General features: G+C 56.0%; 11 protein-coding genes. 6 read left to right on the forward strand and 5 right to left on the reverse strand.

The genetic code is table 11. From position 1 onward, the window contains the following. Positions 1-750 precede the first annotated feature (750 nt). From DFP90_RS12780 to DFP90_RS12795, 4 genes are all read left to right on the forward strand, one after another. A complete protein-coding gene (locus tag DFP90_RS12780; RefSeq protein ID WP_115936894.1) occupies positions 751-2,013 on the forward strand; it encodes an imelysin family protein in 1,263 nt (420 codons plus the stop codon). Between the two features lie 99 nt (positions 2,014-2,112). Beyond that, positions 2,113-3,585, forward strand: coding sequence for a di-heme oxidoreductase family protein (locus DFP90_RS12785; RefSeq protein WP_115937205.1), 1,473 nt, complete (start codon positions 2,113-2,115; stop codon positions 3,583-3,585). A 21-nt stretch (positions 3,586-3,606) separates the two neighbouring features. After that, positions 3,607-4,710 (forward strand): imelysin family protein, encoded by a 1,104-nt coding sequence (locus DFP90_RS12790; RefSeq protein ID WP_115936895.1) that lies wholly within the window; start codon positions 3,607-3,609, stop codon positions 4,708-4,710. Positions 4,711-4,715: 5 nt separating this feature from the next. Continuing rightward, complete coding sequence (locus DFP90_RS12795) at positions 4,716-5,840, forward strand: DUF1513 domain-containing protein (protein WP_115936896.1); 1,125 nt, start codon at positions 4,716-4,718, stop codon at positions 5,838-5,840. Positions 5,841-5,996: 156 nt separating this feature from the next. Here the strand turns inward: DFP90_RS12795 and DFP90_RS12800 are convergent, their stop codons facing one another. Next, positions 5,997-6,791, reverse strand: coding sequence for a substrate-binding periplasmic protein (locus DFP90_RS12800; protein WP_115936897.1), 795 nt, complete (start codon positions 6,789-6,791; stop codon positions 5,997-5,999). 154 nt (positions 6,792-6,945) lie between these two features. Between DFP90_RS12800 and DFP90_RS12805 the strand changes: the two genes are divergently transcribed. Both DFP90_RS12805 and DFP90_RS12810 read left to right on the forward strand, forming a co-directional pair. Beyond that, positions 6,946-8,577: an MBL fold metallo-hydrolase gene (locus tag DFP90_RS12805; RefSeq protein ID WP_245957064.1), complete on the forward strand. Its 1,632-nt coding sequence runs from the start codon at positions 6,946-6,948 to the stop codon at positions 8,575-8,577. After that, positions 8,574-9,371 (forward strand): formate/nitrite transporter family protein, encoded by a 798-nt coding sequence (locus DFP90_RS12810; protein ID WP_115936898.1) that lies wholly within the window; start codon positions 8,574-8,576, stop codon positions 9,369-9,371. Before DFP90_RS12805 ends, DFP90_RS12810 begins: the two co-directional genes overlap by 4 nt. 137 nt (positions 9,372-9,508) lie before the next feature. On the opposite strand, the gene DFP90_RS12815 is transcribed toward DFP90_RS12810, so the two are convergent. From DFP90_RS12815 to DFP90_RS12830, 4 genes are read right to left on the reverse strand one after another with little or no spacing between them, the layout of a single operon-like run. Continuing rightward, positions 9,509-10,018, reverse strand: coding sequence for a DUF934 domain-containing protein (locus DFP90_RS12815; RefSeq protein WP_115936899.1), 510 nt, complete (start codon positions 10,016-10,018; stop codon positions 9,509-9,511). Then, positions 10,005-11,678 (reverse strand): nitrite/sulfite reductase, encoded by a 1,674-nt coding sequence (locus DFP90_RS12820; protein ID WP_115936900.1) that lies wholly within the window; start codon positions 11,676-11,678, stop codon positions 10,005-10,007. The genes DFP90_RS12815 and DFP90_RS12820 overlap by 14 nt, the downstream gene beginning before the upstream one ends. Positions 11,679-11,708: 30 nt before the next feature. Next, positions 11,709-12,002, reverse strand: coding sequence for a DUF2849 domain-containing protein (locus tag DFP90_RS12825; protein ID WP_115936901.1), 294 nt, complete (start codon positions 12,000-12,002; stop codon positions 11,709-11,711). 32 nt (positions 12,003-12,034) lie between these two features. Beyond that, positions 12,035-13,078 (reverse strand): siroheme synthase family protein, encoded by a 1,044-nt coding sequence (locus tag DFP90_RS12830; protein ID WP_115936902.1) that lies wholly within the window; start codon positions 13,076-13,078, stop codon positions 12,035-12,037. Positions 13,079-13,095 lie beyond the last annotated feature (17 nt).

Consider the following 13,095-nt stretch of genomic DNA (forward strand, 5'->3'; position numbering starts at 1 on the left):
CCGCGATACCGCCATTCTGGAAAGGAGAAAACAGATCAAACTGACCACCATGAAAAACCGGCGCTTGAATCACTTCAAGCAAGCTGCTTAAACATCAACAAATGATGAGCCAGATCCTCCACTAAATCAGACGCTCAACTGACCCATTTGTTTTGACGACGGACAAAAAGGGAAGAGTTAATTAGAAATATTTTTTCAAAAAATTTCGATTTGGAAAAATCTAATACTAAAAATGACCCGATTTTAGACATTTTGTTACGGTACGGACTCGTTTCACAGTTTTTGAGAATGGAGTGTCATGGTTTGAGGCCTTGAGATCCTATTCTGGATCAGCATACGATTTCTTTGAAGCTCTGAAGGCGATGCAAAGAGGTTTGATCTATGCAGGTAGTTGGTGGCGGAAAAATCGACTTTTCAAACAACGAAATAGTGGTTTGTTAACCATTTGGGACATCTTATGTGTCGTTTTGGGGGCTAAGCCTTTGATTTTCAATGCTAGATCGGGACATCTTATGTGTCCCGAGTGACATCTTATGTGTCGTCCGACAACAACAGCCGTCCAATTTCCTAAGGCTAGACTCGCCTGCCAGGCTGTTTTGAGAATGATTATCATTTATATTGAAGATGCGAGTGATTTGCGTTATTAAACTCTCGGAAAGTTACAGGCCCTGATTTTCTGCATTTGCATGAACGGGGCCGGTCGGGGGCTTGGGGCCTTCGTGAGAACCGTCAAAGGAATAAGGGACGACCATGAAAAAACTATTCGCATCTGTCGCATTGAGTGCTATCGCCGCGTCGCAGGCTGTTGCCGGCGGTGTCGAGAAGAACGCTGTTCTGACCAACTATGCCGATATCGCCCACGCGGTATATGAAGATTCACTGACCACGGCGGAAGCCCTGAAAGTGGCGGTGGCTGCGTTGGTTCAAAACCCCTCCGATGAGACCTTGAAGGCGGCCCGCAATGCCTGGATCGCAGCACGTGCACCCTATCAGCAGTCAGAGGTCTACCGTTTTGGCAATGCCATCGTTGATGATTGGGAAGGCAAGGTGAATGCCTGGCCGCTGGATGAAGGCCTGATCGATTATGTAGATGCGTCCTATGGCGATGAATCCGATGAGAACAGCTTTTATGTCGCCAATGTTATTGCCAACGAAAAACTGACCCTGGGCGGTCAGGAAATCGACGCCTCCACCATCACCAAGGACTTGCTGGCCGAGAGCCTGCATGAGGTGGATGAGGTCGAAGCCAATGTGGCCACCGGTTATCATGCCATTGAATTCCTACTCTGGGGTCAGGATCTGAACGGCACCGGTCCGGGCGCCGGCAACCGTCCGGCAACGGATTTCGATGTGAAAAACTGCACTGGCGGCCATTGTGACCGGCGCGTTCAATATCTGACCGCGGCCACCGACCTTCTGATCGATGACCTGAAAGATATTGTCGCGGCCTGGGACAAGGGCGGTGAGGCCCGCAAGCTGGTGCTGGCCGATGCGGACCAGGGTATCAACAGCATCGTGACCGGTATGGGGTCCCTTTCTTATGGTGAGCTGGCGGGTGAGCGCATGAAGCTTGGCCTGATGCTGAATGATCCGGAAGAAGAGCATGACTGCTTCTCCGACAATACCCATAATTCCCACTATTATGACGCCAAAGGCATCCAGAATATCTATCTGGGTTCCTATACCCGTGTCGACGGCTCCAAGGTTGAAGGCGCAAGCCTGTCCCAGCTGGTCGCGGAAAAAGACGCTGCGGCCGACAAGGAAATGACCGCCAAGCTGGCGGCAACCATGGAAAAGATGACCGTCCTGGTGAAAACCGCGGAAGGTGGCAAGGCCTATGACCAGATGCTGGCCGAAGGCGATGCGGACGGCAACAAGGTGATCCAGGATGCGGTGGATGCGCTGACCGCGCAGACCAAGTCCCTGGAAAAAGCAGTTGCTGCCCTGGGCATTTCCAAGATGGAGTTTGAAGGCTCCGACAGCCTGGACAATCCGGAAGCCGTCTATAACTAAGATCACAGTTTCCTGGAATTGGATCTCGGGGACCGGCACCTGGCAACAGGGGGCCGGTCCTCTGACGTTTTAACGGTATATAAAAAAACAGTGTCTCAGATGGCCCTTTCCCGAACTCTCTTTTGCCTTAGCTTCATTTTTTACCTGGCGGTGAGCCCGGTCTTGGGGGAAGTGATCCCACCGACAACGGATTTCACCCGGGCGGAAGCGGGCGAGGCCCTGCCCGGCGGCCAGGCAACGACAAGGAAAACGCGGAATAAGAACGCATTTTCCCATCCCAGCGGCAATATGCCCTTTTCCAATCAGCTGGATTTCCGGGTCGGCAACGGGTTTTTCAAGAAAATCTGGGTCAGTGCACCTGCCAGCACCCAGGCGTCCGACGGGTTGGGCCCGAATTTCAATGCCCGCTCCTGCCAACGCTGCCATTTGAAGGACGGGCGCGGCCATCCGCCGGCAGGCAATTATCCCGATGATACGGCGGTATCTATGTTCCTGCGCCTGTCCGTGCCACCGCAAAATGACCGGGACCGGGCGGACCTGGCATCCGGGCGGAAGCTGGTGATCCCGGAACCGACCTATGGCGGGCAGTTACAGGATTTCGCCGTGGCCAATGTGCCGATCGAAGGCCGCATGCATATCGAATACCGGGAGAAACCGGTTACCTTGAGCGATGGCACGGTCATCACCCTGCGAGAACCAAGCTACCAGGTGCGGGATCTGCAATTGGGCGATCTGGATCCTGAGACCATGATCTCGCCCCGCGTGGCCCCGCCGATGATCGGGCTTGGCCTGTTGGAAGCGATCCCGGAAGAGGATCTGCTGGCGCAGGAAGATCCCGAAGATCGGGACGGGGACGGTATTTCCGGCAAGGCCAACCGGGTCTGGAGCCTGGAACAGAGCCGGGTGATGGTCGGCCGGTTTGGCTGGAAGGCGGGTCATCCGACCATCAATCAACAAAATGCGGCTGCCTTTAGCGGGGATATTGGCCTTTCCAGCCCTCTTTTTCCTGATGGCTGGGGGGATTGCACCGCGCGGCAGAAAGCCTGCCGTACGGCCCCTGATGGCAACAGCCCGCAATATGAAAATGTTGAAGCCGGTTCAAAAGTTATGGATCTGTTGTTGTTCTATACCCGTAACCTGGCGGTTCCCTACCGCCGGGATGTGGACGATCCCACGATATTGGCGGGCAAGCGCGAATTTTATCAGGCGGGTTGTGCGGCCTGCCATCAGCCTGCCTATCGCACGGCCAGTCTCCCGGATCAACCGGAACAGTCTGGCCAGTTGATCTGGCCCTATACGGACCTGTTGTTGCATGACATGGGCGAAGGGCTGGCGGATAATCGGCCGGAAGGCATGGCCACAGGGCGGGAATGGCGCACGCCGCCGCTATGGGGGCTGGGCCTGACCGAGACCGTGAATGGACATCAATATCTGCTCCATGACGGGCGTGCCCGCGGCGTTTTGGAGGCTATCCTCTGGCATGGCGGTGAAGCGCAGGCCTCCCGCGATTATGTGGTCAATTTGCCGCAGGGGCAACGTGACGCTTTGCTCCGTTTCCTCAACTCTCTATAACTCCGGACAGAGGTAGATATCATGCTGAAAAACCGCTTCTTGGTTCCGGCCCTGGCCATGCTGGCCTCAGGGCTGATCTCTTCCGGTGCCAATGCCGCCTTTTCCGAGGCCAACCGCTACATGGTGATGGACCAAGTGGTGCCAGGTTATGAGGGCTTTGCCAAAGTCGCTCATCAATTGAAGGAAACTGTTGCTGACCAATGCGGGTTTGAAGACCAGGTCGCCCGGGAAAAGCTGATGGCTGCCTACCAGCAGGCCATGCTGGCCTGGCAGGCGGTGCAGCATGTCCGGTTCGGCCCGATCGAATATGCCGACCGGCAATACCGGATCCAGTTCTGGCCGGACAAGCGCAACAGAACGGCCAAGGCCCTGGCCAAGCTCAAGGCAGAGGTGGAAAGCGGCCGAAGCTTCAATATTGTAGACTTCGCTCAGACTTCGGTCGCTGTGCAGGGGTTTCCGGCGTTGGAACGGATTTTTACCCAGGATGATCTGGGGCCGGCGGATTGCATTATCGCCAATCACATCGCAGAGAATATCGCCCTGATCTCCAGCCGCCTCAGCAGTGAATGGGCGGTGGGCGAAGATGACGGATTTGCGGATCAGATCCTGCAGGCGGATGTGGGAACAGACCTCTACAAGGATGACAAGGAAGCGGCCTTCCAGTTCTTCAAAAGCTTCCAGACTGGTTTGCAGGTGATGGCGGAATCCAAGCTGATCCGGCCTTTGGGTGAAAGCGCGGAAAAGGCGCGGCCGAAACGGGCGGAAGCCTGGCGCACTGGTCAGTCGGCACGATATCTCCTCGAAAATGCCACGGCTTTGGCACGTTTTTACGGTATTCAAAATCCGGAAACGGCCCTGTCCGTTGATGGTGCCGAAGGTTTTTCCGCCAAATTACGGGCGGATGATGAAGGTGGCGAAATTGACCACCAGGTCCGGATGCGTTTCGAGGAGCTGATCGCGCAACTGAAAACCCTGGACAGGCCACTTTCCGAAATGGTGGCCGATGATCGGGAACCACTGGAAATTGCTTTAAAGGTTATTGGAGAATTGCGTCAAATCACTGATGGGCCGATGGCTGAAAAGCTGGGTTTTTTTATCGGTTTTAACAATCTGGATGGAGATTGAGGGTGATGCTGACCCGCCGCGAAATGCTGAAACAAGCGATAACGGCTGCATGTTTGGCGCCAGCGGCTGGATATATGGCGGTTGGGGAAGCCTTAGCCGGGACAGTGCATCATGGTTTTGTCAGCGCCTATGCCGATCAGGAAGGGGCCATGAAGCTGGCGCTGATCGAACCGGATGGTACGGTCGCCCGTGATTGGGCGTTGCCGGCACGGGGCCACGCGATCATGCGCCGCCCGAAATCCCATCACGTGGCGGCTTTTGCCAGACGGCCGGGCCGGTTCCTATTGGTGGTTGATTTTACCACGGGCGCCGAGGTTGCCCGCTTATCCAGCCCGCCGGACCGCCATTTCTATGGTCATGGAACCTATAGCCCCGATGGGCGCTTTCTCTATACCACGGAAAATGATTATATCGACGAACGCGGCGTCATCGGTGTCTGGGATGCAATAGAGGGATACCGCCGGATCGGTGAATTATCGGCCCATGGCCTGGGGCCGCATGAATTGCTGTTTCTGCCGGATGGCGAGACCCTAGTGGTGGCTGTGGGCGGTATCCTTACCCATCCCGATGAAGGGCGCGCCAAGCTGAATATTCCGGAAATGAGCCCGGCCTTGGTCTATATGAATGCCCGTTCGGGCCAGTTGGTCTCGCGCCATCAACTGCCGCAGGACCTGCATAAGCTCTCTTTGCGCCATCTTTGCGTCAATGCCGCAGGGCGGGTTTGTTTCGGTTTGCAAAATGAAGGCCCGAAAAGTGAGTTTCCCCCCCTGGTCGGGTTCCATGACGGAACCGGTGACCTTCGTCTTTTGGAGGCGCCCCTGGAAATCTGGCAGGGCATGAAGAATTATTGCGGGTCCGTTGCCTATGACCAGTCCGGGACCGTTGCTGGTGCATCATCGCCACGCGGCAGCATGATTTCCTTCTGGAATATCGAAACCGGGCGGCATCTCTATGCGGTTACGGCGCGCGATGGCTGTGGGTTGGCGGCGGATACCCAGGCCGGGCGTTTCATCGCAACCTGTGGCACGGGTGAAATCATGCGGATTGATGTCAATCGCCAGATGGCAATCACCCTGCGCTCGCCGGGCAATCACGACCGGCGTTGGGATAATCACCTGCTGGCATTGTAGCAATCCGGTCACAGCGAACGGATCGATGGTCAACCCATCAACAGCTGGAACGCGGGAACGCTGTGCGGGTTTATGAAGGCAGGGCTTTCAAGCGTATCCGATGAGCGGACGGCACCGGCGGTGGGATAAAACCGATCGCCGGTGTTCGTCTTTTATTCAGCCAGATGGTGTCAGGCGGCTGTATTGTTCCACGATCCGTTCCATCCGGCCGTCCTGGCGCATGCGCACCAAGGCGGCCTCAATTTCCGGCATCAAATGGGTGAAAGGGGATTTTTTGCCCAGCATCAGATACATATGGGTCGGACCAAAGCGGACATCGGTCAAGGTCAGTTTGTCGGTCAAACCCTGTTTGCTGATGACATGATTCATGGTGACCGTGATATCGATCATGATATCGGCCCGTTTCAAGGCCAGCACACCGGCGATATTCCGGTCACTTGGGGCGACATAGGTGCGCACCCCTTTGTCCTGGACATTGGCCTTATGCCATCCATTGCCAAGGTTGGTGACGGCCAGCAAATCCAGTTTGGCAATATCTTGGACGCTGTTGATCTTGTTAATTTCGATCAGGCGCGGATGATCAGCATATGTATAGATCGCAAAATAGAGCGGGAAAACCGGTTGGTCGCTGATCAGGGCATATTCCCGTCGGCGCTCGGTTGGCAGGGTGATCAAAAGATCGGCAGCACCGATTTCAACCTCATGCTGGGCACGTTTCCAGGGGCGTTGCCGAAATCGAATTTCCCGGCCAAGCTCCTTGACGATCAACTCCTTCATCAGTTCGACATAGATGCCTTTTGCCTGGCCGTCTTGCTCATAGATCAACGGTTCCGCCTGACCGTAGGTCATGATGAAATAATCCCGCTGATCTTCCGCCCGGGCGGGAGACATGAACGAAGCTGTCAGGATAAAAATCCCCAATGCCGCAGATGCGGTCCTGCCAATCCACATTTTACATTCGCCTTGAAAAGGTAGTTTCAGCCATCCGCGATCAATTTGCAGCGCCCTGTCATACAGTATTACCGCATCAATTGCGCTGTGTCATTCCTTAGCACACAAAACGGGTACATAATTCAACGAAACGGGAGCAAAATCGGAGAGTAAATTGAACGCGCGTCAGGACAATAACATCAAGATCGCTTTTCACGGGGCGGCGGGAACGGTGACCGGCTCCTGCTATCGGATCACGCATCCATCGGGATCTTTTCTGGTGGATTGCGGCAGTTTCCAAGGCCATAAGACCATTCGTGAATTGAATTATGGAAAATTTGCCTTTGATCCATCCTCCGTTGATTTTCTTCTGCTGACCCATGCCCATATCGATCATAGCGGCTTAATTCCGAAATTATGCCTGGCCGGATTTGATGGGCCTGTCATTGCCACGGAACCGACTCGGGATCTCCTGTCCTTCATGCTGCCGGACAGTGGTTATATTCAGGAAACCGAGGTGCGCATGCTGAACCGGCGCAATGCGCGGCGCGGGCGTGCAGCGGTGGAACCCATCTATACCAAGGAACAGGCCGAGGCCTCCTTGTCACAGATCCGGGTAGAGGATTATGACCGATGGTTCGAGCCGGGGCCGGGTGTTCGGGCGCGTTTTTGGAATGCGGGTCACATCCTGGGATCCGCGTCGATCGAAGTGGAGATCGAAAAGGGAGATGAGCCGCCGCTGCGTATTCTCTTTTCCGGGGATATCGGACCGGATGAAAAAACCTTTCATGAGGATCCGGAGGCGCCCAGGAACCTGGACTACATCCTGGTGGAGGGCACCTATGGAAATCGGGACCGATGCGATCTGACCCTGGCGGCGCGGCGGGACAATTTATGTTCTGAATTGAAAGAGGGCCTGGCAAGGGGGGGGAACGTCATCATCCCGGCCTTTGCGGTGGAACGTACGCAGGAGTTGCTCTTTGATATCGGCATGTTGATCTGGGAGGGGAAGTTGCCTTCGGTGCCTGTTTTTCTGGATTCGCCACTGGCGATCAAGGCGACGGCCTGTTTCGAAAAACATAGGGACATCCTGCCTGAGGCCGAGGGGCAGACCACTCTTTTCGACTGGCCGGGTTTCAAGATGACGGAAACTCTGGAAGAAAGCAAAAGCCTGGCCCGGATCACGGGCGGAGCAATCATCATGGCGGCCAGTGGCATGTGTGATGCGGGACGCATCCGTCATCATTTGAAAAACAATCTTTGGCGCGATGGTGCGACGGTTCTGATGGTGGGGTATCAGGCGCAGGGATCCCTGGGAGACCTCTTGCGCCAGGGACGGAAAAAGGTCCGTATTCAGGGCGAGGAGATAGAAGTGCGCGCCCGCATACGGGTGCTGGATGATTATTCTGCCCACGCTGATCAGGGTGAATTGCTGGACTGGGTACAGGCCAGGTTGCCGGTCAAGGGGGGGGTTTTTGTGACCCACGGCGAGGCAACTGCCTTGATGACCCTGCGGGAAAATTTGATTGCGGCAGGCCATTCGTCGGGCAAAGTCCATATTCCTGCCCTGGATGACGTCTATGATCTGACGCCTGAGGGCATTGGGATGGTGGAAACCAGTGCAGAGCGACTGGAACAGCCGGAATTGTCGGCGCTTGACTGGCATAACGATTATGCGGCCTTCCTGATCGAGTTACCGGACCGGCTGCGGGCCTTGTCGGATGATGAGGCCCGACGAGGATTGCTGCGCCGGTTGGATGCGGTATTGCATGACGCGAAAGCAGAACAGAAATGGAGCGGGAAATGACGGATCCGGTTGGCTATGACGCCTATGCGCCCAAGGAAATGGCGGCGCGGGTTGAAAATGCGGGGATTGGCAAGGCCGCACTTGCTTTCCTGCCGCTCATGATGCTGGCGGTACTGGCGGGGGCTTTTATTGCTTTTGGCGGCATGTTCTACACCATGGCTATCACAGACAGCGCCCTTGGGTTGGGGCTGACCCGGTTGATCGGCGGCGTGGCCTTTTCGCTCGGCCTGATCCTGGTGGTTGTCGGGGGGGCTGAACTGTTCACCGGCAATGTGCTCATCGTCATGGCCTGCGCCGATGGCAAGGTGACCGTCTCGCGTTTGCTGAGGAACTGGACCATTGCCTATGCAGGCAATTTTGTCGGGGCGGCGGGGGCCGTGATTCTGGCCTGGCATTCCGGCATGCTTGGCATTGGCGAGGGAGCGGTGGCGGCAACTGCGGCCAAGATCGCGGCGGGCAAAACCACGCTTGGCTGGGACCAGGCGCTGATCCGGGGCATCTTGTGCAATATTCTTGTTTGCTTGGCGGTGTGGCTGTGTTTTTCGGCCCGGCGGGTGAGTGGTAAGATCCTTTCGATTCTCTTTCCCATCACAGCTTTTGTGGCGCTGGGCTTTGAGCATTCCATCGCCAATATGTATCTGATCCCGATCGGGCAGATGGCAGGCGGCGGCATCGATCTGGAAGCCTTTTTGAATAATCTGGTGCCGGTGACATTGGGCAACATTATTGGTGGCGGGATATTCGTCGCCGCGGTCTATTATTTGATCTATATCCGGCCAGAACGGGCTGAGTGATTGGGGGCAACTGTTTTGCGACTGGCGCGCCAGCACCAGGCCCAACGACGAAGGCCCGGCAGAACCGGGCCTTCAACATAACGAAGCCGGACATATGCTGTGGGGAGATCCGGCTTCGGTTATTCTTTTGATCAGACCTACTCGGCGGCGGCCTTATTGCCTTTTGCATGACGGGCTAGATAGGCTGGCTGACGATCATCACCGGACGGCTGTCCGAAAACGGTCATCTCACTAAGAGCTTCCTTCCAGGCCTCAACGACATTTTCCTTGTCGGTTTCGAGCGTGTCGAAACCGCACCGATCCAGATACATATACTGGTCCTGGATGATATGGCCGCGGGCACGCAATTCGCCCTTGAACCCCATCCGGCGCAGCAATTGCGCCTGGGAAAAGCCCGTGCCATTGGCAAAGGTGGGGAAGGTGACGGCAATCACCGCGATCCGGTCCAGATCGTCGCGCAGTTCTTCCACTTCATCCAAAGGCGCCAGCACGATGCCGTAGGAATGATTGCCTTCCAGAAGCTGTTCCCGGTTTTGCTTCCACTGATCCAGCGACAGGATGGTGCGGTCGCCCAAGGTCGGGCTTTCTTCTTCACCCAGATAGGTCCAGCTGTCCTCGATCTGTACGCCATTCTTATGCAGCGGCATAGAGCTTCTCCTTGAACGGGTCGAGGCCGACACGGCGGTAGGCGCTCAGGAAGGTTTCTTCCGGTGATTCCCGTAGATCCAGATAGGTGTTTACAATGGTTTCGATCGCATCAACCACTTCATCGGCCGTGAAGGCCGGGCCGACACGGGCGCCGACAGAGGCGGTTTCATCGCCGCTGCCGCCAAGGGTGATCTGATAAACCTCTTCACCGCGGCGGTCCACACCCAAAATGCCGATATGGCCGGCATGATGATGGCCGCAGGCATTGATGCAGCCGGACATTTTAATCTTCATGCCGCCAATGTCATATTGCCGTTCCAGATCGGCGAACCGGCGGGAAATTTCCTGGCCGATCGGGATGGAGCGTGCGGTGGCCAGCGCACAATAATCCATGCCCGGGCAGACGATCATATCTGTGATCAGGCCTGAATTGGGCGTGCCCAATCCATGGCTGTTCAGTGCAGACCAAAGTTCAAACAGGTCCGCCTGCTTCACATGCGGCAGGATCAGATTCTGTTCGTGCGAGGCACGCATTTCATCCAGGCTGAATTGCTCGGTCAGGTCGGCAACCACATCCATCTGGTCGGAGGTGATGTCGCCCGCCGTCTCGCCAATCCCTTTCAGCGTGATATCCGCGATGGCGTAGCCTGCCTGTTTATGAGGCTTCACATTGGTTTTCATCCAGGCGGCAAAATCGCGGTTCTCGAACTTGCGGACCTCCAATTCCCGGTTGATCGCCTCGAGAGCTTCAGCATCAAAGGCCTCAAAATCCGGATCAGCGAAATAGGCGGCAATCCGGTCCAGTTCTTCCTGGGGAACGGTCAGGGAGCTGCCCTGGATCTGGGCAAATTCGGCCTCGACCTTTTCCCGGATTTCCTCAATGCCGCGCTCATGGACCAGGATCTTGATCCGGGCCTTGTATTTATTGTCGCGGCGGCCATAGAGGTTATAGACGCGCAAAATTGCTTCCACATAGGCCAGCAGATCACGTTCCGGGACAAAATCACGGATGGTCTTGCCGATCATCGGGGTGCGGCCCATGCCGCCGCCGACCAGGATTTCGCCGCCAACTTCACCGGCATCATTCTTTTTAATGATGATGCCGATATCGTGGAATTTCACAGCGGCACGGTCGGTGGCGTCACCGGTGACCGCGAATTTGAATTTCCGCGGCAGGAAGGAAAATTCCGGATGCAGCGACGACCATTGCCGGATCACTTCGGAATGGATGCGCGGGTCGGATACTTCGGTTGCAATCGCACCGGCATAATGGTCCGAGGTGACATTTCGGATACAGTTGCCGCTGGACTGGATCGCGTGCATTTCAACGGCGGCCAAATCCTCCAGGATCTGGGGCACATCTTCCAGCTTCGGCCAGTTGAACTGGATATTCTGGCGGGTGGTGAAATGGCCGTAACCCTTGTCATATTTCCGGCCGATTATGGCCAGCTGGCGCAACTGGCGACTGGACATGGTGCCATAGGGGATGGTCACGCGCAGCATATAGGCATGGAGCTGGAGATAAAGGCCGTTCATCAGGCGCAGCGGTTTAAACTCATCCTCGGTCAATTCACCGCTCAGGCGCCGTGCGACCTGGCCCTTGAACTGGTTCGCGCGCTGGCGCACGAAGGCATGATCAAATTCGTCGTAACGATACATTGTCTTTTATCCTTTGGATCCTGATCGGCCTTACGCCGCCTGTTTGCCCAGATCGGTGCGGTTGGACGGGCCAAGGCAGCGCAGCAACTCGCGGAACTTGGTCGGTTTCGGCGTGCCGTCGACGATTTCGACATCAACCGCATAAACGTCCAGTACGATGTTCCTGGTAACGTCTGCCTGACCGGTCTCAAGCAGGGCAGCTTCGGCTTCCGCCGTTTCTACAACGGCGGCTTCGGCCACATCCTTGGACCAGCTGGTATCTTCCCGCAGGAAAACCGCATCACCGTCACGCAGGTGGTAGGCTGTCACAATTTTTGCTGACATGGGTGTCTCCGATCCTTCATTAATCCGACCGTTTAGGCCGATGCCTGTTTGGCGGGTGCCGCCATGGTTTTATTGATCTGGGTTTCTGTCTGGATGCCAGGGATGATATCGACCATCACTTGGCGATCTTCAAGGGCTGATTTTTCAAGAACGGAACGATTGCGCGACAGGCTGTCACCGCCAACCAGGCGGACGACTTTGCGGCCTCGTTTGGCAGCATCCGCCATGACCCGGTTGATCAGGGTCTGGTGCAGCTTGTCGGATCCGACATAGAGCCGTTCTGCATCGCGGCGCGCCGTCTCCAGCAAACCGGCATCCTCTTCCCGGTCATAAATAATCAGATCGACATCCTGCAACGCCCGAACCGCCTTTAAGGTGAGCAAATCCGGATCGCCGGAACCGGCGCCGACAAAGGTGACCTTGCCGTTTTGGCTCTGGCCGAACGCGGGATCGTTCACAGCTTGCAGCATATGTTCGGTTGCCGATCCGGCATTGCCATCCAGCACATTGGCAGCTATCGGGCTCTTAAAGAATGCTTCCCAGAAACGACGTTTTTCTGTTTCGGTTTTGAACATGGCCTTTACTGCACTGCGGAACCGATCGGCAAAAACCGCCAGCTCGCCCAGGCGTGCAGGCAGGATTGCCTCGATCTGGGCACGCACCTTGCGGGCCAGGACCGGTGCGGATCCACCAGACGAAATTGCGACCACTATCGGCGCGCGGTCAACAATGGCGGGCATGATAAAATCCGAAACCGCAGGCCGGTCGACGGCATTGACAGGGATGCCTTGATCACGGGCGGCCTGTGCTACCCGGGTATCAATTTCTTCATGGTCGGTTGCAGCAAAGACAAGGCTTGCACCTTCCAGCGCGATATTGTCAAAAGACTGTTCGCGCCAGGAAATTTTACCGATGGCAACTTGTTCTTTTAGCTCAGTACAGAGCTCCGGAGCCACCACACAAATAGCAGCTTCCGCTTTATGCAGAAGGCGTATTTTCCTTGCGGCCAGTTCTTCGCCGCCGACCACCAGGACCAGGCGGTCCTTTAGGGCCATGAAGATCGGGAAGTGGTTCATTTGGTAGCTCCTAATTA

It is taken from the genome of Aestuariispira insulae (assembly GCF_003385955.1).
In the GTDB taxonomy this organism is placed as follows: domain Bacteria; phylum Pseudomonadota; class Alphaproteobacteria; order UBA8366; family Aestuariispiraceae; genus Aestuariispira; species Aestuariispira insulae.